The sequence below is a fragment of the Sphingomonas sp. 2SG genome, assembly GCF_005503285.1.
Taxonomy (GTDB): domain Bacteria; phylum Pseudomonadota; class Alphaproteobacteria; order Sphingomonadales; family Sphingomonadaceae; genus Sphingomonas; species Sphingomonas taxi.
In genome coordinates, this window is the sequence record NZ_SCMZ01000001.1 from 80,066 (window position 1) to 105,792 (window position 25,727).

The following is a 25,727-nucleotide window of genomic DNA, read 5'->3' on the forward strand; positions in this document are numbered from 1 at the left end:
TCAATACATCGGCATGCCGCCGGTCACCGGCACGATCGCCCCGGTGATGTAGCTGCCCTCGTCCGAGGCGAGCAGCACATAGGCCGGCGCGAGTTCGCCCGGCTGCCCGGCGCGGCCGAGCGGGGTCGATTCGCCCAGCGTCTCCAGCTCGTCGCTCGGCTTGGCGATCGGCTGGATCGGCGTCCACACCGGTCCCGGCGCGACCGCGTTGACGCGGATGCCCTTGGGCGCGAACAGGTTGGACAGGCCGATCGTCAGGCTGCTGATCGCACCCTTGGTGGTCGCATAGACGATCATGTTCTCGGTCGCGGTCTTCGCCTGGATGCTCGTCGTGTTGACGATCGCGGAGCCCGGCTTGAGGTGCGGCGCCGCCGCCTTGGCAAGGCGGATCATCGCGAAGACGTTGGCGGCGAAGGCGCCCTCCATCTCGGCATCGTCGATACTGTCGATATCCTCGTTGATCGTCTGCGCGGCGGCATTGTTGACGAGGATGTCGAGCTTGCCGAGCTCCGTCACCGTCTGGTCGACCAGGGCGGTGCACTGCGCGACGCTGCGGATGTCGCCGGGCAGCAGCAGGCAACGCTTGCCCGCCTTCTCGACCCACGCTTTGGTATCCTCGGCGTCGACCTGTTCGTCGGCGAGGTAGGAGATGGCGACGTCGGCGCCTTCGCGGGCATAAGCGATCGCCACCGCCTTGCCGATGCCCGAATCGCCGCCGGTGATCAGCGCCACCTTGCCGTCGAGCAGGCCCTTGCCGCGATAGCTGTCCTCGCCGTGATCGGGACGGTTGCGCATCTTCGCCTCGACACCGGGGGCGGGCTGCTGCGGCTCGTCGGGAAAACGGGTGGGGGCGCTGGTGCGGGGATCGTTGGTCATCGGGGTTCCTGTCTGGGGCGTGTCGCAGCAGGAACGAGGCAGGCCGGCGTTCGGTCCGTGCCCCGCGCGATCACGTCTGCCAGCCGCCGCCGAGCGCGAGGAACAGCTGTACCTGATCGGCGGCGAGCCGGCTTTCCGCCGCGGCGAGCGTCTGTTCGGCACCGATCGCGGTGCGCTGCGCGTCGAGCACCGGCAGGAAGCCGGTCCGCCCGGCGCGGAACAGCGTCTCGGCATCGCGTGCCGCTTTGCCCGCCTGACGGCTCGCCTCGCGCAGCGCCGCCACCCGGTCGAGATCGCGCGCATAGACGGTCAGGCCGCTCTCGGTTTCGCGCAGCGCGGTCAGCACCGCGCCGTCGAACCGCCCATAAGCGGCATCGCTCTCCGCCTGCGCCGCGGCGATCCGCGCCCGCACCCGCGTCCGGTTGGGGAATTGCCAGCTGATCAGCGGTCCGAGCGAGAATTTGAACGTGTCGCTGCCCAATGCCCGCTCGGCAAGGCCGACCGAACCGACCGAGGCGCCGAGCGCGATGCGCGGATAGAGATCGGCGGTGGCGACGCCGATCCGCGCGGTCGCCGCGCGCAGCTCCCATTCGGCGCGGCGCACGTCGGGGCGACGGCGCAGCAAGGCGGCCCCGTCGCCGATCGGGATCGGCCGGTCGAGATGCGGTTCGCCGGTACAGGCGGCGACATCGCGGTCGAATTCGGCGGGCGGTCGGCCGGTCAGCGTCGCCAGCCGGTACAGCGCCAGCCGCTGCGCCGCCTGCAAGCCTGGCATCGTCGCACGCACCTGCGCCTCCTGCGTCGTCGAGCGCGTCGCATCGAGCGAGCCGCTGCGCCCGGCGCGGACCAGCCGCTCGGTCAATCGCGTCGTCCGGCTTTGCAGATCGAGCGCGCGCTGCGCGACGCCGATCTCGCGTGCCGACGAACAGGCGTCGAGATAGGCGCGGGTGGTGTCCGCCGCGACGGTGATGCGGACGCTGTCATAGGCGGCGCGGGTCGCGGCGACATCGGCATCCGCCGCCTCGATCGCGCGGCGCACCTGCCCGGCGAGATCGAGCTGATAGGAGATGCCGGCGCTCGCCGCATAGACGAAGGAGCGGGGCAAAGCGGCGCCGGGCCGCAATTCCTCCTCCGCCGAACGCTGCGCATAGCCGGGCGACGCCTGCACCTGCGTCTGGACGCGCCGGCCATCCTCGGCGACGTCGAGCGACGCTTGCGCGCGCGCGATATTCGCCGTCGCGACGCGCAGGTCGGTGTTGGCGGCGAGCGCCTGTTCGACCAGCCGGTCGAGCCGCGGATCGCGATAGAGCTGCCACCAGCGGTCGGGCACCGGCGCCATCGCCGCGAACGCCGCCTCGTCGCCGCCGACGAACGGTGCGGTGGCGCTCGGCCGCGCGATCACCGCGGCGCCGGGCCGATGGTAATCGGGTCCGGCGGTGGTGCAGCCGGCGAGCAGCGTGGCGGCCAGCAGCGCGAGGCGGCGCGTCATGCCCGCGCTCCCGCCGCCACCGGCCGGGCGCGCGGCAGCACCTCGACCGTCGCGGTACGTCCGACCACCAGCATCTCGTCGCGCGGCAGCCGGTCGATCGCCACCCGCACCGGAATGCGCTGCGCCAGCCGCACCCAGCTGAAGGTCGGGTTGACGTTGGCGAGCAGATTGGCGCCGGCGCTGCGATCGCGATCCTCGATGCCGCCGGCGATGCTCTGCACATGGCCGGCGATGATTTGATCGTCCCCCATCAGCCGGACGCGGACGGGATCGCCGACATGCACGCGTGGCAGCTTGGTCTCCTCGAAATAGCCGATGATGTGCAGCGAGCCGCGGTCGATGATCGCAAATTCGGGATGGCCCGCGGTGGCATAATCGCCGGGCCGCAGATCGAGGTTGCTGACCGTGCCGGCGACGCTCGCGCGCACCTCGGTCCGGGCGAGGTTGAGCTGCGCGGTCTGCAACGCGATCTGCGCCTGCGACACTGCGGTGGCGAGCTGCGCCACCTTGGCGTCGCCCTGTTCGCGCACCTCGCCCGCGACGAGGTCGCCGAGCGTGCGGTTGCGCTGCGCCTCGCGCCGCGCCTGCGCCAGTTGCACCCGCTGCGCCGCCACCGCCGCCGCCGCCTGCGCCACCGCCAGCCGGTAGCGCGGCCGGTCGACGCGGAACAGCGGCGTCCCCGCCGCGACCGGCTGGTTGTCGCGGACCAGCACCTCGGTGACGAGGCCGGAGACGTCCGGCGCGACCTGGACGATATCGGCGCGCACGCGGCCGTCGCGCGTCCACGGCTCGGTCTCGTAATGCGCCCAGAGCCGGCGACCGGCGACCACCGCGAGCAGCACGACGGCGAGCGTGACGCCGATCCGCAGGACGACGCGCAGGGAAGGATGTGGAGTCATGGTCTTTCTAGCTGAAAAAAGCCGCGGCGGGGTCGCCGCCGGTGATCAGGCCGGCGATCCCGGCCCACAGGACGATGGTCAGCGCGACGTCGAACAGGCCGCGATGCCAGACGAAACGATACAGCCGGGCCCGCGCCAGCGCCCAGCCGATCGCCTCCGCCAGCACGAAGGCGAGGATCGCGGCGAGCAGCAGCGGGTGGACGAACACGCCGCCGATATCCAGGTCGGCGGTCATGCCGCCGCCTGCGCTTCGTGCCAGTCGGGCGCGGCGGGGAAGACGTTGCGCCGCAATCCGACGAGATTGACCAATTGCCCGCGGCGTTCCTCGGGATCGGCGATCGTGCGGCCGGCGGCGATCGCGCCGTCGATCCGGTCGAGCAGCTCGGCCGGCGGCGCGACATCGTCGCCGCTCGCCAGCATGCGGAAGTGGCGGGCCAGCGCGGCGCGCAGCGCGGCATGGTCGGCGACCGGCGCGATCTGCGCGATGCTCAGCCCCATGCGCAATTCGCGCAGCGTCGCGGCGGCGGCGTCGCGCTCCTCGTCCTCCACCTCGCCGATGCGGCTGGCGAGCAGGCCGACGCGGTCGAGCATGCGGCTGCGCCATGCCGCGATCTGCGCCACCGCCGGGTCCGCTGGGTGTTCGGCGAGCGCGGCGAGGTCGCGCCAGCCGGCGCGGCGCAGCCGGCGGATCGCGGTGCCGGCGCCGATGCTGCGGATCAGCCGCGTCATTACCATCGCCGCGGCGATGCCGATGATCTGCGCGACATTGGCGTTGAAGAAGCTCGCGGCGTCGACGGTGAAGCTGTTGGTCAGCGCCAGCCCGCCCGCAAAGCCGAGCATCATCGGCACCATCCGCCCGTACCAGCTCGGGTTCGCCATCACCGCGCCCATCACGAGCAGCGGCGGCGCCATCGCCAGCGTCAGCATCGCAAAGCCGTCGATCGCCGGCAGGATCGCGAACAGATAGAGCGCGGCGAGCGGCAGCGACGCGATCGTCCACAGCAGGAAGCCGCGCTGCGCCGGCACCGGATCGTCCAGCGTCGCGAAGAAGCAGCAGACCACCGCCGCGATCATCGCCGCGACCGCCCCCTCCGGCCAGCCGGTGACGATCCAGAACAGGCAGCAGCCGAGCACGGTCAGCAGCGTCGCGGTCGCGGACAGCAGTGCCAGCCCGTAATCGCGATGCAGCGGCCGTGCGGCAACGGCGCCGACCGCGGGCGGCGGACGGCCGGCGGGATCGGCGACCGCCGCCACCAGCGTCCGCGTCTCGGCCAGAGCGAGCACCAGCTCCTCCAGCCGGGCGAGCAGGTTGAGCGCAAGCAGGTCGCGCCAGCCGTCCGCCGCCACCGCGTCGCGCGCAATCCGGAGCGTGGCGATCACCGGCGCGGCGGGCAGGGCGGGGGTCGTCACCCAGTCGCGCACCGTCGCCACCGCATCGGCCAGCGGCGCGGGCAGCGGCCCGGCGGCGATCAGGCTGCGCCAGCGGTCCTCGACCGCGGAGACCAGCGGGATCAGCAGCACCAGCCGGTCCTGCATCCCGGTCAGCAGCGCGCGCGTCGGGCGGATGCGCGCGGTGTCGAACGGAATATGCGTCGCGGTGACGTGCAGGTCGGTGATGTCGCCGGCGAGCTTGCGCCGCTCGCGTCCGGTGCTCGCCACCGGCGCGGCGGCGAGCACGTCAGCGATCCACGCCTCCGCCTCCGCCAGCACCCCGGCGACGCGGCCGCCGAACACCTGGCTGACGCTGCGCGGCCATATCACCGCATGGATGAACGCGGCGCAGAGCACGCCGATGCCGATCTCTTGCACGCGCAGCACCGCGGTGTCGAAGATCGCCTCGGGATGCGTCACCGACGGAAAGCCGATCAGCGCCGCGGTATAGCCCGCCAGCATGAACAGATAGGATCGCGGCGTCCGGTCGAGCAGCGAGACGAACTGGCACAGCGCCACCCACGAAGCGAGCGCCAGCGACAGCAGCACCGGCGCATTGACCAGCGCCGGCACCAGCAGCACGGTGACGATCCCGCCGACCGCGGTGCCGGCGAGCCGGAACACCGCCTTGGACCGGACCGCGCCGCTCAACGGCTGGCTGGTGATATAGACCGTCGCCATCGCCCAGAACGGCCGCTCCAGCCCGAGCGAGAAGGACACGAACAGCGCCAGCATCGCCGCCGCGAAGCAATTGACCGAGAATACCGTCTCGCGCAGCCCGATCCGCATCGCCGTGGCTCAGCCCTGATCGTCGAGGCGCGTCATCGTCGCATGGAGCCGGTCGAGCACCCGCGTCGCGACCACCAGCTCCTCCGCCTCGATACAGGCGAGCAGCGTCTGGCGGATCTCCGCGGTACGCGACTCGACCTGCGCGGCGAGCGTCGTGCCCGCGGCGGTCAGATGGAGCAGGCGCGCGCGCTTATCGGTGGTGTCGACGCGCCGCTCGACGAGGCCGCTGCGTTCGAGCTGGTCGATCAGCGGCACCACCGAGGGCGCCTCGACGCCGAGCTGGTCGGCGAGCGCGCCCTGGCGCAGCCCTTCGGCGGCGCGGCCGATCAGCATCACCGCCAGCGCCGGCGTATGCGACAGCGACAGGCCGGCGAGGCCGTCGTCGAGCGCGCGCCGATAGCGACGGCCGAGCGGCACGAGGTGCGCCGAAAAGGCGCGCATCTGGGCAGGGGTAGGACGGGTCACTCGGTTCAGATAGATAGGTATCTAACTAATCGCAAGGGTTATGTTGCGGCGCGGTAGGCGTCGCGCACGTTTCACAATCGCATTGCATGGGCGGCGCAACGACACCGGAGCACCATCATGATTCTCGATCGCCGCATGCTTATGAAGACCGCCATGATCGGGCTGGGCGCCACCGCGCTGCCCGGCGGCGCGCTCGCGCTCCAGGCACTGGGCAACGCCCGCGGCTTCACCCATGCGGTGGCGAGCGGCGAGCCCGCCGCCGATTCGGTGCTGCTGTGGACCCGCTTCGTCCCCGCCGACGGCGGCCCCGTCGAGCTGCGCGTCGAGGTCGCGGAGACCCCCGACTTCGCCCGCGTCGTCACCGGCGGGGCGCAGATCACCGGCCCGTGGCGCGACCATACCGCCAAGATCACCGTCGACGGCCTCCAGCCCGGCCGCAGCTATCACTATCGCTTCGTCGCGCCGGACGGCAGCCACTCGCCGGTCGGCCGTACCGCGACGCTGCCCGAAGACGGCATGAAGACCTGGCGCGCCGCGATCTTCTCCTGCTCGAACATCGGCTTCGGCTGGTTCAACGCGTATGCGCACGCCGTCGCGCAGGGCGGCTTCGACTGCGCCATCCATCTCGGCGATTATCTCTACGAATATGCGCCGGCGCATTATCCGCTGCCCGCCGACGCCGTCCCCGGCCGCACCCCGGCGCCGCAGAGCGAGATCATCCACCTCGCCGATTATCGCCTGCGCTACGGCAGCTACCGCGCCGATCCCGATCTGCAGGCGCTCCACCGCGCCATGCCGATGATCGTGCAATGGGACGATCACGAGAGTGCCAACGACAGTTGGGAGGGCGGCGCCGAGAACCATACGCCCGAGACCGAGGGCGACTGGAATGCCCGCCGCGCCGCCTCGATCCAGGCCTATCGCGAATGGATGCCGGTCTCCGACGAGCCGTGGAAGGCCTATGACATCGGTGGCCTCGCGACGCTGTTCCGCACCGAGACGCGGCTGCTCGCGCGCACCCGCCAGCCCGATGTCGCGCCGCTGTTCCGCGCCGCCGACCCCGTCGCCGCGCTCAAGGCGTTCCGCGACGGTCCGTGGCAGGACCCGGCGGTGACGATGATGGGCAGCCAGCAGGAGGTGTGGCTGAGCCACGCGATGCGCGCCTCGGTGCGCAGCGGCCGGCCGTGGCAGATCGTCGGCTTCGGCACGATCATGGGTGCCACGGTGATGCCGCCCGAGACGCAGGGCTGGCTCGCCGCGATGAAGCCGGAGGCGCGCGGCTACGTCAGCGCCGGCGTCGCCGCCGGGGCGCTGGGCCTGCCGTTCAATTACGACAATTGGGGTGGCTATCCCGCCGCCCGCGCGCGCTTCCTCAAGTCGGTGCAGCAGATCGGCGGCAACACCGTGCTGATCTCCGGCGACAGCCACAACGCCTGGGCCTACGACCTCGTCCAGGACGGCCGCCCCGCCGCGGTCGAATTCGCCGGCCACAGCGTCACCTCGCCCGGATTCGAGAGCAGCGTCGGCACCGATCCCGCGCAGGTCGCCGCCGCGCTCGTCCGCGCCAATCCCGAGCTGAAATGGTGCGACACGTCGCGCCGCGGCTATATGGCGATGACCGTCGCCGCCGATCGCGTCACCAACGAATGGATCATGGTCGACGGCATCAAGGCGCGCAACGCCCGCGGCACGGTCGGTCATCGCGCGACCGTGTTGCGCGATCGCCACACGATGGCATGATCCGTACGGCCACCTCACAAACGTTTGCGACAAACTTGATACCGCAATCAAAACGACGCCGAAGCGTCACACCCTGCCCCTAACCGCACGGTCGACCGCGGTCGTGCGGTCGCATTGGGGAAAGTCATGTCATTGCCGTTCATCGCCGCGCGCCATCGCCGCGGCGCGTTGTTGCTCGCCGTCTCCATCGCCGCGCTCGGCCAGGCCTCCGCCGCCGCGGCACAGACGGCGCCGGATGCCGCCGCGCCTGCCGCCGCGGCGCAGGGTGACGATCAGGACGGCGTGGTCGTCGTCACCGCCGCGCGCACCACGCGCTCGGCGGTGACGATCGACGGTGCCGAGATGCAGAAGGTGCTGCCCGGCGTGAACCCGGTCAAGGCGATCCAGACGCTGCCCGGCGTCCAGTTCGAGACCGCCGATCCGTGGGGCAACAACGAACAGAACATCTCGCTGATCGTCCACGGCTTCAACCAGAACCAGCTCGGCTTCACCCTCGACGGCGTGCCGCTCGGCGACCAGTCCTACGGCAATTACAACGGCTTGTCGCCGCAGCGCGCGGTGATCAGCGAGGATGTCGGCTCGGTCCGCCTGACCTCGGGCGCCGCCGATCTCGCCACCGCCTCGGCGAGCAACCTCGGTGGCGGGCTCGAGACCTATACCAGCCAGCCGACCGCGCGCGCCGGCCTGCGTTTCGCGCAGACGCTCGGCAGCTATGACGCGCAACGCACCTATCTGCGCCTCGACAGCGGTGATGCCGAGGCGTTCGGCGGCACCAACAGCGGCTATCTCTCGATCGTCCGCCAGAAGGCGCGCGCCTGGGAATTCCCGGCGCGACAGGGCGGCTGGCAGGCCAATGCCAAATTCGTCCACAAGGGCGAACACGGCACGCTGACCGGCTATGCGGCGCTGTCCGACAAGGCCGAGCCCAATCAGGATTCGGTCGCGCACAATGCCGGCGGGCTGGAGCCTTATTACCGCTCGTTGCTGTATCCCGATTGGCAGGCGGCGCTGCGCTACGTCGACGCCAACGGCAAGCCGCCGGCGAACAACCCCAACAATTACGCCAATTATTACGGCGACGCGCAGCGCACCGATTACCTGTTCTACGTCAAGTACGACTATCGCTTCAGCGATGCCGTCACCTTCAGCAACCAGGTCTACGGTCATCACGACGAGGGGCAGGGGCAGATCGTCGGACCGGTGTCGGCGGCGGGGCTGCCGGCGCTGTTCTCCGTCTATTTCCCCGGCCAGAACCTCAAATCGGTCTTCGGCAATTCGGGCTATGCGCTGCGCACGACCGAATATGGCATCGATCGCAAGGGCGTGCTCTCGTCGCTGGCGATCACCGCCGGCGATCACGAGATCGGCCTCGGCGGCTGGTACGAGCACAATCGGAATACGATCTTTCGCAATTGGTATGCGGTGCCGGTCGATGCGCCGCCGCCGTCACCCTATGAATGGGCCGACCCGGCGCTGCTGAAGCTGACGCAATATGCCAGCGTCACGAGCTACGACGTCGTCCAGCTGCATTTGCAGGATCGCTGGCACGTCACGCCGACGCTGACGATTGAGGGCGGCTTCAAGTCGAGCCTGCAATTCGCCAATGGCCGCGTCCTCGTCCAGCCGCTGCCGAACGCCATGCCGCTGCCCGGCGGCACCTCGACGCGCTATCCCGAAGGGCAGCTCAACACGCGCAAATGGTTCCTGCCGGCGATCGGCGCGGTGTGGGACGTGACGCCCGACGATCAGCTCTTCGGTCACATCCAGCGGAACGTCCGCCAGTTCCAGGCGTCGATCGCCGGCGGCCTGTCGCCCTATAACGTCGGCAGCCAGGACCTGTTCGACGCGATCAGGAAGAACACCCAGCCGGAAAGCTCGTGGACCTACGAAGCCGGCGTGCGCGCCCGGCATCACGTCGATGCCGGCCCGCTGACCGCGATCGAGGGCCAGATCAGCGCCTATCACGTCGACTTCAGCAACCGGCTGCTGCAGATCAGCTCTACGCAGGTGATCGGCTCGGTGCTGGGCGGCGCGAGCATCCTCCAGAACGTCGGTGCCGTGCGCACCAACGGCATCGACGCGGCGGCGACCCTGCGCTTCGGCCCGTCGGTATCGCTCTACAATGCGCTGTCGTACAATCGCTCGCGCTACGCTGACGATTACAAGAGCGGCAGCAGCGTCATCGCGACCGCCGGCAAGGACGTGCCCAACGTCGCGCGCTGGCTGAACAAGACCGTGCTGACGCTCAACTCGGGCCCGTTCGAGACGCAGGTGATCGGCGATTACGTCGGCCCGCGCTTCGCGACCTACACCAACGACCAGTCGGTGCCGGGGCGGTTCCTGCTCAACCTGCAAGCCGCCTACACGCTGCCGCAGGACGTCGTCGCGGGGCTCCACAACCTGCGGTTCGCGGTCAACATCACCAACCTGACCGCCCGCCGCGGCATCTACGAGCTCGCCGGCGTCGGCGTCGTCAAGACCTACAACACCTACGCCCAGCCGCCGCGGATGGCGTTCTTCACTTTGTCGGGGGGCTTCTGACGAAGCGGGTTCCCGCACGCCCCGGGCACCCGCAGCATTTCATCGTTTGTCACGCATTGGGGGGTCAATGTCCGTTCGTCACACCATGTCGGCGCGTCTGCTCGCGTCCGCGTCGCTGCTCGTCGTCGCGCCGCCCGTCGCCGCGCAAGCCGCCGAACCGAGCCAGGCCGAAGCGGCCGCCGCGCCCGAGGAGAAGGCGCCGGCCGACATCGTCGTCACCGGCATCCGCCGCGCCAATGCCGCGGCGATCGAGAGCAAGCGCAACGCCACCAACATCGTCGACGTGGTCAGCGCCACCGACGTGCGCGCGCTGCCCGACAATACGATCGTCGAGGCGCTGCGCCGCGTCCCCGGCCTGTCGGTGCTGCCGGCGACCGACAACGAACATCCCCGCGACGAAGCGGCGACGCCGGTGCTGCGCGGCCTTGGGCCGAGCTACAACAACGTCACGATCGACGGGCTGACCATCGCCTCGCCGGGCACGCCCAACGGCACGCTCGGCTCGATCACCCGCGGCGTCCGGCTCGACATCCTGCCGTCCTCGATGGTCAGCGAGATCCAGGTGGTGAAGAGCTTCACCGCCGATCTCGATCCCAACGCCACCGGCGGCGCCATCAACCTCAAGACGCGCTCGGCGTTCGAGAATCACGGCAGGCCGTTCTTCACCGCCGAGGCGTCGCTCGGCCACGCCAACGACACCGGCAAGCCGCGCGACCAGAGCGATCCCGGCTTCCGCCTGATCGCCACCGGCAGCACCACCTTCGGCGCCCAGCATCAGTTCGGCGCGACGCTCTCGGCCAATTACCAGAAGCTGTCGAGCTACACCGAAACCCACATGACCACCGATACGGTGCATTACAGCTTCTACGACAAGGCCGGCGTCCTGCAGAGCGGCACCAATGTCGGCAACGGCTATGCCGTGCCGCAGCAGGACAAATATTGGTACGTGATGGACGTCCGTGATCGCTACGGCATCACCGGCAAGCTCGAGACGCGGCTGACCGACGGGTTCGATGCCTTCGTCACCGGCGGCTATTATCTGTTCCGCGACGATATGCAGCGCAACGAGATCATCATCGATCCGCGCAACCGCAATACCGTGTTCGCCCAGACCCCGACGTCGGGCGTCTACCCCGGCGGCGATGTCGAGGTCGGCTACGCCAACCAGATCACCACGACGCGCACCCGCGTCGGCCAGACCGGCTTCAACTGGCATCCGGCGCCCAACCAACTGCTCAGTGGCCGCGCCTCGGTGTCGAAGGCGACCTATGACGAGCCGATCTTCATGGTCAAATACGCCACCAACGTCACCCGTTCGGCGGCGGCGCCGACCACCACCACCGGCAAGGCCGCGACGATCGTCGCCACGCCCGAATATGGCTTCACCTACGACACGTCGGGATTCGACCAGCGTTTCCCGATCACCGCCGCCGCGTACAACGACCTCGGCAAATACAGCCTGCTCTACTGGCGGCCGGCGAGCGACTATCGGCGGCAGGCGGCGAACCGCCTCGCCACCGGCCGGCTCGATTACGGCATCAACCAGGGTCTCGACGATCGCGGCTTCGGCGCGGCGATCGGGATGGTCTACACCGACGACCGCCCGCGCTTCAGCATCGGTCGTAGCGAATATCAGCCCAACGCCACCGCGCCCGCGCTCGGCATGGCCGACGTGCTCGGGCCGTCGAACGCGATCATGCCCTATCTCGGCCTGAACCTGTTCGCGCTCGATCCCGCCAAGGCGCGCGCGCAGGTCGAGGCGGCACCGCGCAGCGCCTATAATGCCACCGACCAGTACAGCTTCAGCAATCAGGACAATTTCACCCACCGCGAGCAGGTGTTCGGCGCCTATGCGCTCGTCTCGCAGCGCGGCGAACAGCTCAATCTGCAGGTCGGCCTGCGGTACGACGACACCAGACAATCCACCGTCGGCCGCCAGCGCCAGCTCGACAGGGCGAGCGGCACGTACGTCTATGTCGACAGGCAGACCGGCTCCTCCTACCGCTATCTGCTGCCCTCGACGGTGCTCACCGTCCATGCGACGCCGCTGCTCGACCTGCGCGCCGCGGCGAGCCGCACCCTCGGCCGGCCGCCCTATGACGCTTATGCCGCCCGCACCTCGATCGGCTTCGTCAATCCGGCCGATCAGGGCAATCCCGCCGCGACCGGCGTCACCGTCACGATCGGCGCGCCCGATATCCGGCCGCGCGTGTCGGACAATCTCGATCTCGCGGCGGACCTGCGCATCGTTCCGTTCGGCGGCATGCTGTCGCTCGCCCTGTTTGACAAGCAGATCCACGACGAGATCTTCACGCTGACCAACGTCGGGCCGTTCACCTTCGACGGCACCACCTACGCCAGTGCCGCGATCAGCACGCCCGCCAACGCCGCCTCGGCGCGGATACGCGGCGTCGAGGGGTCGCTGATCGTCAACACGCTGCGGCCGATCGCGCCCTTGCTCGCCGGCTTCGGCTTCTCCGCCAATCTGGCGCTGCTCGACGGGCGGATCACCGTGCCCTATTCGACCGGCTCGACGACGACCAGCCGGTCGATCGACCGCCTCGTCGGACAGCCCGGCTACACTGCCAATGCGACGGTCTTCTACAACGCCGGCGGGCTCGAACTGCGCGCCGCCTACAACCGGCAGGGCAAGGCGTTGCGTGCGGTAATCAGCAACATCACCTGGCAGGACCTCTATTGGGCGCCGCGCGAGCAGGTCGACCTCTCGGCGACCTATGCAGTCAATCCGGCGGTCAGCCTGATCGGCCAGATCGGCAACGTCACCCATCGCCGCATCACCAGCGTCACCGGCCCCGGACAGGATCTGCTCAAGGACAGCTATTCGGTGCCGACCACCTTCTGGCTCGGCCTGCGCATCACGCCCACCTTCTGACGGAGCAAAAGACGATGATGAAGACGATCCTGACGCTCGCGCTCGGCCTCGCCGCCGCGCTGCCGGCCGGCGCGGGCGCGGCGCCCGCCGGTGTCGTCGCGGCGATCCAGGCGCGGCTCGCCGATCCGAAGGGCGGCTTGGTCGTGGTCGCGCATCGCGGCTGCCATAATCCCGCGCCGCGCCATGGCATGCCGCAGTCGGTGCCGGAGAATTCGCGCGCCGGGCTCGAACGCTGCGTCGCGCTCGGCGTCGACCTGATGGAGACCGACGTCCGCCGCTCCGCCGACGGCGTGCTGGTGATGATCCACGACGCCACGCTCGACCGCACCACCGACGGCAGCGGCGCGGTCGACCAGCAGCTCTGGGCGGACCTCGCCAAGCTCCGCCTGCGCGACGACGAGGGCGGTGCCAAGGCGGCGCTGACCGACGAACATATGCTGACGCTCGACCAGATGCTGGCGCTGGCCAAGGGGCGGATCATGCTCAACCTCGACGTCAAGGCGAGCATCTATCCCGAAGTCGCCGCGGCGGTGTTGCGCGCCGGCATGGAGAAACAGATCGTCATCAAGTCCGAAGTCGGCCCAGACACGCCGGCGATGGCCGCGCAACCGCCGTTCGACCGGCTGCTCTACATGCCGATCCTCCTCAACCCGCGCGGGCAGGCCGATCTCACCGCGATCGCGAAGCACCAGATGACCGGCGCACACCCCGCCGGCATCGAACTGCCGCGGCTCGACGAGGCACAGCTCGCCCCGCTCGCAACCGCGGCGCGGGCGCACAATGTCCGCTTGTGGATCAACAGCCTGTGGGAGGGGTTCGTGCCCGGCTATGGCGACGTTCAGGCGCTGCGCGATCCGGACGCCGTCTGGGGGCGCCTGTACCGCGACGGCGTCAGCATCATCCAGACCGACGAACCCGAAGCGCTGCTCCGCTACCGCGCGACGCTGCACTGAAGGGAGGGGCTATCGCAGACGGCGGCAATGATGAGGCTCGATCGCTTTCCTCATGAGATTCGTCACCCCGGACACGTTCCGGGGTCCACCCAGCAACAAGAGAACGGTGTCCCATCAAGCCTTTCTCCTCGCCGCGGGGTGGACCCCGGAACGAGTCCGGGGTGACGGAGTGGCTTTGGAAACGCGTCTCGAACACTCGCACGCTCGCATCCGATAGCCCAGCACTTCGGGGAAAATGGACTCCCCCCCTAGCGCACCCGCCGCAGCCGGCCGCGGAACAGCCCGCGATGCGTCACCGACTCGAACATCTCGCCCGGCCCCTCGGGGTCGAGCACCTCATTGTCCGCCAGCCATTTCTCGACGCCGTCCAGATCCGGCACCGTATAGGGCCTGAGCGAGCGGCCCGGCCCGCGCAGCCGCTCGATCGTCTCGATCAGCGACCCGGTCTGCTCGATCAACTGGCCGACGCGCTCCGCCGGCACGTCGAGATGCTCGGCGATCAGGTCGTTGCGCACCGCGACGATCTTCGCCTCCAGCCCGTCGTCCGGATGCCGCGCGGCGTCGAGCACCACGTCGCATTCGGTGTCGAGCCGCAGCGAACGGTTGTTGATGTTCGCCGAGCCGACGCGCAGCTGCCGGTCGTCGACGATGGTGATCTTGGCGTGGCAATAGATCGCCGTGCCGCCGCGGGTGAACGGATGGTACAGCCGCAGCCGCCCGTGCGTGTCACGCCGCCGCAGCGTCTCGACCAGCCGTGCGCGTGCGGTGTCCATCGCCAGCGGCTCGAGCCAGCCTTGCGCGGTCAGCGGGTTGACGATGACGATCTCGGGCCCGTCCGCCTCGTCCAGCCGCGCCGCGATCGCCTCGGCGATCCGGCGCGAGGCGAAATACTGGCTCTCGCAATAGATGTGGCGGCGCGCGCTGCGGATCTGGTCGAGGAACAATGCCTCGATCTCGGTCACCGGCGCCTCGTCGGGCATCTCTGGCTGGCTGCGCGCGATGCCGAGGTCGACGCCCTCGAAGGTCGCTTCGAGCGACGCCGGCCAGCAGCTGCCCTCGCTCGCGACCGGCGGCAGCATCACCCCCGTCGCCAGTTTCCAGCGCTGCCGGCACAATTCGCCGAGCGCCGCCGCCGCCGGACCGGTGATCGCGGTGGTCGCATCGTGCCACGGCTTGTACGGCTTGCCCCCCGGCAGCTTGCGGCCGGGATCGTCGTCGCGGTGCGCGCGCGTGTCCCAGCGCTCGGCGGTCATGTCGATGCCGCCGCAGAAGGCGAGGCAATCGTCGATCGAGACCAGTTTTTGGTGATGCGACGAGGCGGTCGGGTGGTGGTGGTCGAGCTTGACGTGGATGCGCGGATGGCGCGCCCATTTCAGCACGGTGAACATCGTCTTGCCGCGGAACACCGACTTCATCGCGCCGACGTCCCAGCGCAGCAGGTACAGCTCCAGCTCGGGATTGCGCTCGACCAGCCAGTAGAGGAAATCGCCGACCGTCTCCGGGCCTTCGGTGGTGCCGGTGCTGCCGACCAGCCGGATGCGCGCGTCAAAGTCCCAGCCGACCAGCATGATCCGCCGCTTCGCCTGCGCGAACGCCTCGCGCGCGACCCCGAAATAGCGATCGGCATCGACGATCACCGACAGCCGCTCGGCGCGGGCCACCCGCCATACGTTGCGGCCGGGCTCGAACACCCCTGACGATGAAGTGGCTGGTTCGCCCATGGTCGTGCGCTAAGTCCCGTTAACGGCCATAGATGCGGTCGAGCACCTCGGCGCTGCGCGCGAACAGCGTCGCGGCTGGATCGAATGCGGGCGAGGCAGCGAGCTGCTCCGCCCAGACGGCGGCCGACCGTGCACCCCAGGCATCGGGTGGCGCGGTCAGCGTGGTCGCGTGCGTACCGGTGAAATGCTGCGCCGTGAAGTCATAGAAGGAGCCGGCGACGTTGCGCAGCGCCGCGCCGCCCCTCGTGCCGTAGAAAGCGGCCTCGATCACCGCGTCGCTTTCCATTCCGCCTCGCGCGTCACCCTCCACGTCACGCGCCGCCCAGCTCGAAGTGCATCTCGGCCGCGATTCGAGCACGGCTCGCCATCGCGATCGGCACGCGTCCGACGCCGGCTTGCGCGGCGACGTGAAGCTTGCGATGGAACGTTACGCCACCGATTCCTGTTAGAGTGTGTTGATGAGAGACGATCCGACGGACACCGTGAACACCCAGGACGATCTAGGTCAATTTCCGCGGACCGGCCGCTTCCTCATGGGCCGTAGCCGCATGCGGATGACGCCCGAGGAGCGTCGTGTGCTCGAGGATGCGGCGGCGACGGTGAAGGACTATCCGGCGCGCCACCACCTCGTCCGGCGCGGCGAGCCGGTCGAGACCAGCATGATGCTGATCGAGGGCTACGTCACCCGCTATATGGACGATCGGGAGGGCTATCGGCAGCTCGTTTCGGTCCATATCCCGGGCGATTTCGTCGATCTCCATGGCTTCCCGACCGGCCGCCTCGATCATGACATCGGCACGCTCGGCCCGGTCAAGATGGCGCTGTTCGATCATCAGACACTGGTCGGCATCACCGAACAGCATCCCGCCTTGACCCGCTTCCTGTGGTTCGCGACCCTGATCGACGCAGCGATGCATCGCGAATGGATCTTCCGCCTCGGCCGTCTCGGTGCCGAGGGCCGGCTCGCGCACTTCTTCTGCGAGCTTTACGCGCGGCTGGAGATGGTCGGACTGGCGCGGGACGGCAAGTTCGACCTGCCGCTCACCCAGCCCGATCTCGCCGAGGCGTGCGGGCTGACCGGCGTCCACGTCAACCGCACCTTGCGCACGTTGCGCGAGCGGGCGCTGCTTACGTTCAAGAACGGCCGCGTCGAAATCCTCGACCACCGCGGGCTCTGCGCCGTGGCCGAATTCGCCAGCGACTATCTCTATTCGGATGTCGGCGTTTGGAAGACGGGATGACCTTCGCCGACGAGCAAGCCGGCCGTCCCTATGCCGTCCAGACCGAGGCGGGGATCGTGTCGGTGGAGAACGGGCAGGTGCTGCTCGATGGTCCCGGCGGCGTGGCGGTGGCGATGACCCCCGCGGCCGCCGCGGAGACGGGGCGCCGCCTGCTCGCCGCGGTGCACGCGGCGCAGGCGCAGGCCAATCAGCCGGGGTGACGTGCCGGGATCAGCGGCTATGCTAGGTCGCTGAACGATCCGGAGAACGTCTTGCTGCAATATCTCGTCGCCGCCGCATTCGGCCTGCCCCTCATCGGTGCCGGTACGCTGATCGCCACCGACGCGCTGGCGCAGTCGCCCACGGCCAACCCGCTGCTCGCCGAGTGGACCGGTCTCTATGGCGGCGTTCCCCCCTGGGACAAGGTGAAGCCGGAGCTGTTCCCCGTCGCGTTCGAGGCAGCCCTTGCCGAGCGCGCCGCCGACTATCGCCGCATCGCCGACGACCCCGCCGCGCCGACCTTCGCCAACACCTTCGTGCCGATGCAGCTCGCCGGCCAGCGCTACGGCCGGGTGATGACGCTGTTCGGCGTGATGACCGGCAATATGAACAGCCCGGCCTATCAGGCGCTCGACCGCGAATGGTCGCCCAAATTCGCCGCCGCGTCGGACGCGATCACCTTCGATCCCAAGCTTTTCGCGCGGATCGAGGCGGTCTATAAGGCGCGCGCCAAGCTCGACGCGCAGCAGCAGCGGCTGGTGACGCGCACCTATGACAGCTACGTCCGTCAGGGCGCGAAGCTGAATGCGGCGCAGAAGGCGCAGCTTTCGGCCTATAACCAGCAGCTCGCCAGCGCGTTCAGCGACTTCTCCAAGCGCCTGCTCGCCGACGAGGGGACCGCGATCCTCGTCCCCGACGAGGCGCAGCTCGCCGGCGTCCCCGACAGCGTCAAGGCGGTCGCCAAGGCCGCCGCCGCCGAACGCGGCCAGACTGGCTGGGCGATCGTCAACACGCGCTCCGCGGTCGATCCCGTGCTCACTTTCGCGAGCGACCGCGACCTCCGCGAGAAGGTGTGGCGCGCCTTCACCAACCGCGGCGACAATGGCGACGCGAACGACACCAATGCGGTGATCGCGCAGATCGTCAAACTGCGCGCCGACCGCGCGCATCTGCTCGGCTTCAGGACGCATGCCCACTGGCGGATGCAGGACACGATGGCGAAGACGCCGGCGGCGGCGATGGACCTGATGCTGCGCGTCTGGCCCGCCGCCAAGGCGCGGGTCGGCGAAGAGGTCCGCGACATGCAGGCGATCGCCGACAAGAGCGGCGCGAAGATCACGATCGCGCCGTGGGACTATCGCTTCTATCAGGAGCAGGTGCGCAAGGCCCGCTACGACCTCGATCAGGCGCAGCTCAAACCCTATTTCGAGCTCAACAACATCATCCAGGGCTCGCTCTACGCCGCCAACCGGCTGTACGGGCTGAATTTCAAGGAGATCACCGGCACCGTGCCAGTGTTCGAGCCAAACATGCGCGTCTGGCACGTCACCGACCGCAACGGCAAGGAAGTGGGCCTGTTCTACCGCGACGATTTCGCGCGGACCGGCAAGCGCTCGGGCGCCTGGGCCAACACCTATCGGGGCCAGCGCAACCTCGCGCCGGCGCAAAATGTGCTATCGTCGAACAACAACAATTTCGCCAAGGGTGCCAAAGGCGAGCCGATCCTCATCAGCCTCGACGATGCGCAGACGTTGTTCCACGAATTCGGCCACGCGATCCACGCGATGCTGCAGAACGTCACCTATCCCGGCCTCGCCGGTACGCCGCGCGACTTCGTCGAATATCCCAGCCAGGTGAACGAGCATTGGCTGCTCACCCGCGACGTGCTCGACAAATATGCGCGCCATTACCAGACCGGTGCGGCGATGCCGCAGGCGCTGCTCGACAAGATCGAGGCGTCGAAGACGTTCAACCAGGGCTTCGCCACCACCGAATATCTGTCCTCGGCGATTGTCGACATGAAGCTGCACACCGTCGCCGACGGAATCGTCGATCCCGACGCATTCGAGCGCAAGGCGCTCGTCGAGATCGGCATGCCGCGTGAGATCGTGATGCGGCACCGCCTGCCGCAGTTCAATCATCTATTCTCGTCAGACAGCTATTCGGCGGGCTATTACAGCTATCTGTGGTCGGAGACGATGGACGCCGACACGTTCGCGGCGTTCGAGGAGGCGGGCAGCCCGTGGGACAAGACGACCGCGGATCGCTTCGCCAAGATCCTGCTGTCGACCGGCAACGAAACCGACCGCGCCGAAGCCTATCGCGCGTTCCGCGGCCGTGACCCCGACGTCAACGCCTTGCTGCGCAAGCGCGGTTTCCCCACCGGAGCGGCGAAATGAGCGGCGCGGCGGCGGCGCCGGCGGGCCGGCTCAAGTCGATCCTCGGCGGTTCGGCGGGCAATCTGGTCGAATGGTTCGACTGGTACGTCTATTCCGCGTTCGGCCTGTATTTCGCGCCGCATTTCTTTCCGAAGGGCGATCCCACCGCGCAATTGCTCAACACCGCCGCGGTGTTCGCGGTCGGCTTCGTCATGCGGCCGATCGGCGCGTGGATCATGGGCATCTACGCCGACCGTAAGGGTCGCAAGGCGGGGCTGACGCTGTCGGTGACGCTGATGTGCGCCGGCGCCTTCCTGATCGCGATCTGTCCGAGCTATGCGACGATCGGCTGGGGCGCGCCCGCGCTGCTCGTCTTCGCGCGGCTGATGCAGGGCCTGTCAGTCGGCGGCGAATATGGTGCGAGCGCGGTCTATCTGTCGGAGATGGCGGGGAAGAACCGGCGCGGCTTCTTCTCGTCCTTTCAATATGTCACGCTGATCGCCGGCCAGTTGCTCGCGCTCTTCACGCTGCTGCTGTTGCAAGCGGTGCTGAGCGAGGGGCAGCTCGAGGAATGGGGCTGGCGCCTGCCGTTCGCGCTGGGTGGGCTGCTCGCAATCGTCGTCTTCCGCATCCGGCGCGGGCTGATGGAGACCGAGGCGTTCACCAATGCCAAGGACAAGCCCAAGTCGAGCGGCTGGCTGCTCTTCTCCAAACATCCGCGGCAGGCGGCGACGGTGGTGCTCTTGACCGCCGGCGGTACGCTCGCTTTCTATGCCTATACGACGTACATGCAGAAGTTCCTGGTCAACACCAGCGGCTTCAGCCGCGAGACCGCGACCTGGGTGATGACCGGCGCGCTCGCGCTCTATGCGGCGTTGCAGCCGCTGGCGGGGGCCTTGTCCGACCGGATCGGCCGCCGGCCGCTGATGATCGGCTTCGGTATCGCCGGCGTGCTGGCGACGGTGCCGATCTTCACCGCGCTGGAGACGGTGAAGAATCCGCTCGCCGCCTTCGCGCTGGTGATGACCGCGCTGGTGATCGTGACCGGCTATACCGCGATCAACGCGGTGGTGAAGGCGGAGCTGTTCCCCGCGCATATCCGCGCACTCGGCGTCGCCTTGCCCTATGCGCTGGCCAACACCGCGTTCGGCGGCACCGCCGAATATGTCGCGCTGTGGCTCAAGAATGCGCAGATGGAGCGCGCCTTCTACTGGTACGTCACCGCGATGATCGCGGTATCGCTCATCACCTATTGGCGGATGCGCGATACGCAGGCGCACAGCCAGATCGCGGAGGATTGACCCCCGACCGGTCGTGCTGAGCCTGTCGAAGCACCTTGGGAATCAAGCCCTTCGACAGGCTCGCGGCGAACGGCGTGAGACAGGCGGGCGCGAAACTTCGCTCACCGCGGCAGTTCGATCGTCGCGCACAGGCCGCCGCCGTCGCGGTTCGCCAGCCGCACGTCGCCGCCCGCCTCGCGCACGATCGTTCGCGCCAGCGCCAGCCCCAGACCGATCCCGCCGGTGTCGCGATTGCGCGACGTCTCCAGCCGGGTGAACGCCTCGAACACGTCCCCCAGCCGTTCCTCCGGAATGCCGGGCCCGCGATCCGCCACCTCGATCCGCACCATGGTCGTCTCCGCGACCAGCCGCACCTCGGCGCCGTCGCCGTATTTGACCGCATTTTCGATCAGGTTGCGGATCGCGCGGCGGATCAGCGACGGCCGCAGCCGCATGCGCAGCCGGTCCGCCTCCTCGAAGGCGACGTCCTGGCCGAGATCGCGGAAATCCTCGACCACCGCATCGACCAGCGCGGCAAGATCGACCTCGGTCAGCGGCTCGCTCGGCCGTCCCATCCGCGCCAGCGACAGGATGTCGTCCAGCGTCCGGTTCATCTCGGCGATCGTGTCCGCCATCCGTGTGCGGTCGGTGTCGTCCTCGACCGATTCGATCCGCACGCGCAGCGCGGCCAGCGGCGTGCGCAGATCGTGCCCGATCGCGCCGAGCATGCGGTCCTTCTCGTCGAGCATGGCGGTGACGCGCAATTGCAGCGCGTTGAACGAGCGCACCAGCCCGACGATATCCGCCGGCCCGTGCTCCTCCACCGCCACCGGTGTCTCGCTGCCGCCGCGGCCGAAGCGCTGCGCCGCCGCGGTCAGTTCGCGCAGCGGTCGGGAGATCCGTCGTGCGATCCACAAGACCGGCAGCAGTACGACGCCGTAGAGGATCAACGTCTGCGCGAACAATCGCCAGAACAGGTGCATGCCGCCAGCGTCGCCCCATGGCACGATCACCGCCAGCCAGCCCGATCGAGGTCGCTCGATCGCGATCAGCAGCGCCTGCTCAGGCCGGTCGCCGTCGCGCCGCGTCCGGCTGGCACGCGCGATGCTGCGGCCGAGCACCGCATCGTCCATGGCGGTCCAGTTGCGCACGCCCGTATCAATCCGCCCGACCTCGACGCCCTGCTCGCGTAATTGGTCGCGCAATTCGCTCGCCAGTTCGGGCAGACGCGGCAGCCCGGCGGGGATATCGTTGCGGTCGGCACGCCGGATACGGCCATGGTCGCGCGGGATCGGCCGGCCGCCCTGCGCCTCGCGCTCCATCGCATCGGCGATGCGGATCGCGACGGGCCGCGTCGCCTGCGCCAGTCGAAACGCCGCGCGCTCGCGCAGCGCCAGACCGAAATTCACCGCCTGCGCGACGAACAACGCCAGCGCGATCAGGACCGCCATTTGCCCGGCAAGGCTGCGCGGCCAGAGTCTCACAGCGTCGGCCTCACAGCCGGGTAACTTCCGCCGCCAGCGTATAGCCGCCGCCCCATACCGTCTTGATGATCTCGGGCAGCTTGGCATCCGCCTCGATCTTGCGGCGCAGGCGGCTGATCTGGTTGTCGATCGCGCGATCGAACGCCGCCGCCTCGCGCCCCTGCGTCAGATCGAGCAACTGGTCGCGGGTCAGCACCTGCCGCGGCCGCGTCACCAGCGCCAGCAGCAGATTGTATTCGCCGGTCGACAACGGCACCGACACGCCCTCGCGATCGACCAGCGCACGCTCGCCGGTCTTGAGCACCCAGCCGGCGAAGGCATAGGAGCCGCTCTCGGGCGCATGCTGGCGCGCGCCGCCGGCGGTGAGACGACGCAGCACCACCTTGACCCGCGTCGCCAGTTCGCGCGGCGAGAAGGGTTTCACGACATAATCGTCGGCGCCCATCTCCAGCCCGACGATGCGGTCGGTCTCCTCCGCCTTGGCGGTGAGCAGAATGACGGGCGTATCGCTGGTCGCCGCGATATGCCGGCACAGCGACAGGCCATCCTCGCCGGGCATCATCACGTCGAGGATGACCAGATCGATCGCATAAGCCGCGAGCCGCGTCCGCGCGCTCTCCGCATCCGCCGCCTGGGTGACGCGAAACCCCTGTTTGGTCAGATATTGCGCGAGCGGTTCGCGGATCGAACGCTCGTCGTCGACGAGCAGCAGGTGCGGCATGTCTCCCATCGGTTCGGCATTAGCCACGGCGCGCCCTTCCTGCAAAGTCCGGGCGGACAATCGCCCGCCCGGTCAAGATGTTACTGTGCCGGCGGGGCGGGCGGGGGCATGTCGCCGCTGCCGTGCGGGCCGCGCATCGGTCGCGCCGCGGCGAGTTCGGTCGCGTCGAGCTTGCCGTCATGATTGGCGTCGAGCCGGTCGAAGCGTTTGGCCGCCCGATCGAGTGCGTCGGCACGCGTCATCTCCCGGTCGCCGCCGGCGCGCATCCCGCCGCCGCCGCGCGGTCCCTCACCGCCGCCGCGTTGCGCGCGCATTGCCTCACGCGCGGCGTCGCGTTCCTCGGGCGTCACCTTGCCATCCTTGTTGGTGTCCATCGCGGCGAAGCGCGCTTCCGCCTCGGCGATCATCTCCGCCCGCGTGATGACGCCATCGTGGTTCGCGTCCAGCCGCATCATCCCGCCGCCGGGCGGCGGGGCAGGGGGCATGGTTTGCGCGACCGCACCCGTCGCCAACAACCCGCTCGCGATCGCAAGCCCGAACCGCATCGATATCATGACGTCCTCCACCCCCGGCGGGCCGATCCCTGCCGCATCATCTCCTTATGGCCGCTGCATGTCGCGGCCGTATGTCCCGGGAGCCGGAATTTGTCGCAATCTGTCGCATGCGGCCGTCGCCGATCGCGTCAGGCGAACACCGCGACGCTCTGCATCTGCTCGGCGACCGGCGTTCCGTCCGTCGCCCAGATCGCCATCGCCTGGCTCGAACTGCCCGCCGACGCGTAATCGCTCGTCGAGCGCAGCAGCCACCAGCCGTCGTCGGTCGTCGGCGCTGCGCCCAGCAGGTTGAGCTGCCACGTCATCGAACTCACCGGCGCCGGCCGGCCGAGCAGCTTCAGCGCCACCGGCGGCAGGCAGTCCGCCACCGCGAGCAGCGCGACGAGGGGATGCACGCCGTCGCGGTCGCGCAACCGGACCCAGCGCAGCCATTCGGCCCCATCGGCGTCATGCCGGTCGATCATGTCGAAATGCTGCGAGAAGGCGACCGCCGGATGGCCGCGCAAGATTGTGTCCGCCGGTCCCGGCGGGGCGACGTGCGGCGCGCGGCCGACCCGATGCTCCACCCCCGACTCGACCGCGCGCATGAACACGAAGGTCGCGCGCAACCCCAGGCCAGCCTTGCCCGACACGTCCGCCTGCACGAACGCCGCGTTGCGCCCGCGCCGCAGCACCTCGGCGCGCACCGTGATCGCGCCGCTCAGCGGCCCGACGAACGCCACCAGCGCCGAACGCAGCGGCGGCAGGTCGACGTCTGCGCCCATCGCCGCATGCAGCGCCAGCGCCGCGGACAGGCCGCCATAGGCGGTCCGCCCCTGCAACCACGTATCCGGCACCGTGCCGCGCCAGCCCTGCACCGCCGGCTCCAGTCCGGCGATTACCGCGCCAAGCGTCGTCACCGCAACGCCCTGTCGTCGAACAGCCCGAACAGCAAGGTCGAGGCATACATGGCCACGGCGCGTTCGCGCGGCATCGCCGCCGCCCATTTCCGCATGTCGAACGCGGCATTCTGCAACGCCATCAGCGCCTGCGCCGCGACCAGCGCGTCGACCGCGCGGATCGACCCTTCGGCGATGCCGTCCATCATCGTGCCGGCAAAGCGGCGCGCGATCCGGTTCGACCGGTCGACCATCGCGGTGCGCACCACACCGGGCAGCCCCGACAACGCGGTCGTGCGCAGCAGCGGCGTCCGCTCGGCGAACTGCACGTCGAGCAAAGTCGCGATCGTGCTCGCCAGCCGCTGCCAATGCGTCCCGCCCGCCGCGTCGGCGAGCCGCTGCGCGTCGGAGATCGTGTCGAAGCTGCGCCGGTAGCAGGCGATGACCAGATCGTCCTTGGCGTCGAGATGATGGTAGAAGCTGCCCTTGGTGACGTTGAGCTCCGCCGCGATCCGCTGCACCGAGGCGCCACGATAGCCGAGCTCGTTGATCAGCCGCGTCGCCGCCAGCAGGAACGCCGCGCGCCCGGGCTCGCTCTCCTCGTGGGTCAGGTCGATGGGTTGCGGCGCCCAGCGACCGTCCGGCACGGCGATGCCGTGGTCGAACACGTCCATCAGCCGCGCCTCGACCCGCGCATATTGATCGGGCTCGTAGCGGACCAGCCACACCGGCAGCCAGAAGGTGTTTTCGAGCAGCACGTGCGCCCGCGCACCGAACAGGTCGGTCTCGGCACGATTGGCCGGCGGACCCCACAGGCCGCGCGTCCGCCGGAACACTTCGCGCCAGCGATTCATCAATCGGGTACGGTTCGGCTCCTCGGTGGCGCGCAGGTCCGACAGGACCGCCATCGCGCGTTCCTCGCCGCGCTGCACCCGTGCGAGCCGCTCCATGTTGAGCGCGAGATAGCGCCGCACGCGTTCGCGCGGGGTCGTCGCATGTCCCGCCTCGTCGATCATCGCCAGCAGCTGGTCGAGCGTATGCTCGAACGCCGCCGCCGCCAGATCTTCCTTGCGCTTGAAGTAATAGGTGACGCTGGTGGTGTTGAGCCCGACGCGCCGCGCCACGTCGGCGAAGGTCATCCCCTTCGCGCTCTGCTCGTTGATCGCCTCGGCGGCGGCGGACAGGATCGCGTCGCGTTTCGCGCGGAAACGCTTCGTCCCCTGTTCCTCGTCTCCCGTGGCGCTGCCGGCGTCCGCCTCCGTCTCATCCATCCCGCCCGTCTACCAAGGCCGGTTTAGAAGAAACAGTGTTTTCTCCATCGCCCGGGATCAGGCGTGAAAAACGCCCGGTTCGTCCCCTCCCGCCACTTTACCGAATGTGCGGTACGGCCTAGACCATGTGCAGACACGTCGGAG

21 protein-coding genes are annotated in these 25,727 nt (G+C 69.1%); 8 read left to right on the forward strand and 13 right to left on the reverse strand.

Annotated features, from left to right (window positions below; genetic code table 11):
* The 6 genes from FFS23_RS00320 to FFS23_RS00345 all read right to left on the reverse strand — a co-directional run bounded on the left by FFS23_RS00320 (position 1) and on the right by FFS23_RS00345 (position 5,949).
* The gene (locus tag FFS23_RS00320) at positions 1–876 is read right to left on the reverse strand and encodes an SDR family oxidoreductase (RefSeq protein WP_137896943.1); all 876 of its coding nucleotides are present in this window, start codon (positions 874–876) and stop codon (positions 1–3) included.
* 70 nt (positions 877–946) lie between these two features.
* A complete protein-coding gene (locus FFS23_RS00325) occupies positions 947–2,365 on the reverse strand; it encodes an efflux transporter outer membrane subunit (RefSeq protein ID WP_137896944.1) in 1,419 nt (472 codons plus the stop codon).
* The gene (locus FFS23_RS00330; RefSeq protein WP_137896945.1) at positions 2,362–3,264 is read right to left on the reverse strand and encodes an efflux RND transporter periplasmic adaptor subunit; all 903 of its coding nucleotides are present in this window, start codon (positions 3,262–3,264) and stop codon (positions 2,362–2,364) included. The genes FFS23_RS00325 and FFS23_RS00330 overlap by 4 nt, the downstream gene beginning before the upstream one ends.
* Before the next feature lie 7 nt (positions 3,265–3,271).
* A complete protein-coding gene (locus FFS23_RS00335) occupies positions 3,272–3,499 on the reverse strand; it encodes a DUF1656 domain-containing protein (RefSeq protein ID WP_137896946.1) in 228 nt (75 codons plus the stop codon).
* Positions 3,496–5,484: an FUSC family protein gene (locus FFS23_RS00340; RefSeq protein WP_137896947.1), complete on the reverse strand. Its 1,989-nt coding sequence runs from the start codon at positions 5,482–5,484 to the stop codon at positions 3,496–3,498. The genes FFS23_RS00335 and FFS23_RS00340 overlap by 4 nt, the downstream gene beginning before the upstream one ends.
* Before the next feature lie 9 nt (positions 5,485–5,493).
* Positions 5,494–5,949, reverse strand: a complete 456-nt coding sequence (locus FFS23_RS00345; RefSeq protein ID WP_137896948.1) for a MarR family winged helix-turn-helix transcriptional regulator — start codon at positions 5,947–5,949, stop codon at positions 5,494–5,496.
* A 141-nt stretch (positions 5,950–6,090) separates the two neighbouring features.
* Between FFS23_RS00345 and FFS23_RS00350 the strand changes: the two genes are divergently transcribed.
* The 4 genes from FFS23_RS00350 (at position 6,091) to FFS23_RS00365 (ending at position 14,076) form a co-directional block, all read left to right on the forward strand.
* Positions 6,091–7,689 (forward strand): alkaline phosphatase D family protein, encoded by a 1,599-nt coding sequence (locus FFS23_RS00350; RefSeq protein ID WP_249340457.1) that lies wholly within the window; start codon positions 6,091–6,093, stop codon positions 7,687–7,689.
* 126 nt (positions 7,690–7,815) lie between these two features.
* Positions 7,816–10,230, forward strand: a complete 2,415-nt coding sequence (locus FFS23_RS00355; RefSeq protein ID WP_137896950.1) for a TonB-dependent receptor — start codon at positions 7,816–7,818, stop codon at positions 10,228–10,230.
* Positions 10,231–10,315: 85 nt separating this feature from the next.
* On the forward strand, positions 10,316–13,123 hold the full coding sequence (locus FFS23_RS00360; RefSeq protein ID WP_212742880.1) for a TonB-dependent receptor: 2,808 nt from the start codon (positions 10,316–10,318) through the stop codon (positions 13,121–13,123).
* Between the two features lie 14 nt (positions 13,124–13,137).
* Positions 13,138–14,076, forward strand: coding sequence for a glycerophosphodiester phosphodiesterase family protein (locus FFS23_RS00365; RefSeq protein WP_212742881.1), 939 nt, complete (start codon positions 13,138–13,140; stop codon positions 14,074–14,076).
* A gap of 248 nt (positions 14,077–14,324) precedes the next feature.
* Here the strand turns inward: FFS23_RS00365 and FFS23_RS00370 are convergent, their stop codons facing one another.
* Both FFS23_RS00370 and FFS23_RS00375 read right to left on the reverse strand, forming a co-directional pair.
* A complete protein-coding gene (locus tag FFS23_RS00370) occupies positions 14,325–15,797 on the reverse strand; it encodes a phospholipase D-like domain-containing protein (RefSeq protein WP_171009297.1) in 1,473 nt (490 codons plus the stop codon).
* Positions 15,798–15,816: 19 nt separating this feature from the next.
* Positions 15,817–16,083 carry a hypothetical protein gene (locus FFS23_RS00375; protein WP_137896952.1) on the reverse strand — a complete coding sequence of 89 codons (267 nt, stop codon included), beginning with the start codon at positions 16,081–16,083 and terminating at the stop codon, positions 15,817–15,819.
* A gap of 262 nt (positions 16,084–16,345) precedes the next feature.
* Between FFS23_RS00375 and FFS23_RS00380 the strand changes: the two genes are divergently transcribed.
* Genes FFS23_RS00380 through FFS23_RS00395 form a run of 4 tightly spaced genes read left to right on the forward strand, consistent with a single transcriptional unit; the run spans position 16,346 to position 20,696 of the window.
* Complete coding sequence (locus tag FFS23_RS00380; protein ID WP_249340458.1) at positions 16,346–17,038, forward strand: Crp/Fnr family transcriptional regulator; 693 nt, start codon at positions 16,346–16,348, stop codon at positions 17,036–17,038.
* On the forward strand, positions 17,035–17,238 hold the full coding sequence (locus FFS23_RS00385; RefSeq protein WP_137896954.1) for a hypothetical protein: 204 nt from the start codon (positions 17,035–17,037) through the stop codon (positions 17,236–17,238). The genes FFS23_RS00380 and FFS23_RS00385 overlap by 4 nt, the downstream gene beginning before the upstream one ends.
* Before the next feature lie 51 nt (positions 17,239–17,289).
* Entirely contained in the window at positions 17,290–19,416 is a 2,127-nt protein-coding gene (locus FFS23_RS00390) for a M3 family metallopeptidase (RefSeq protein WP_349303941.1), read from the forward strand.
* A complete protein-coding gene (locus FFS23_RS00395; RefSeq protein WP_137896955.1) occupies positions 19,413–20,696 on the forward strand; it encodes an MFS transporter in 1,284 nt (427 codons plus the stop codon). The genes FFS23_RS00390 and FFS23_RS00395 overlap by 4 nt, the downstream gene beginning before the upstream one ends.
* A gap of 101 nt (positions 20,697–20,797) precedes the next feature.
* Here the strand turns inward: FFS23_RS00395 and FFS23_RS00400 are convergent, their stop codons facing one another.
* The 5 genes from FFS23_RS00400 to FFS23_RS00420 form a co-directional block, all read right to left on the reverse strand.
* Positions 20,798–22,126, reverse strand: coding sequence for a sensor histidine kinase (locus FFS23_RS00400; RefSeq protein ID WP_171009298.1), 1,329 nt, complete (start codon positions 22,124–22,126; stop codon positions 20,798–20,800).
* Positions 22,127–22,169: 43 nt separating this feature from the next.
* The gene (locus FFS23_RS00405) at positions 22,170–22,889 is read right to left on the reverse strand and encodes a response regulator (protein WP_038660416.1); all 720 of its coding nucleotides are present in this window, start codon (positions 22,887–22,889) and stop codon (positions 22,170–22,172) included.
* 71 nt (positions 22,890–22,960) lie between these two features.
* A complete protein-coding gene (locus tag FFS23_RS00410; protein ID WP_249340459.1) occupies positions 22,961–23,434 on the reverse strand; it encodes an EF-hand domain-containing protein in 474 nt (157 codons plus the stop codon).
* 128 nt (positions 23,435–23,562) lie between these two features.
* A complete protein-coding gene (locus FFS23_RS00415; protein ID WP_249340460.1) occupies positions 23,563–24,333 on the reverse strand; it encodes a thioesterase family protein in 771 nt (256 codons plus the stop codon).
* A complete protein-coding gene (locus tag FFS23_RS00420; protein ID WP_137896958.1) occupies positions 24,330–25,583 on the reverse strand; it encodes a TetR/AcrR family transcriptional regulator in 1,254 nt (417 codons plus the stop codon). The genes FFS23_RS00415 and FFS23_RS00420 overlap by 4 nt, the downstream gene beginning before the upstream one ends.
* Positions 25,584–25,727: the final 144 nt, after the last annotated feature.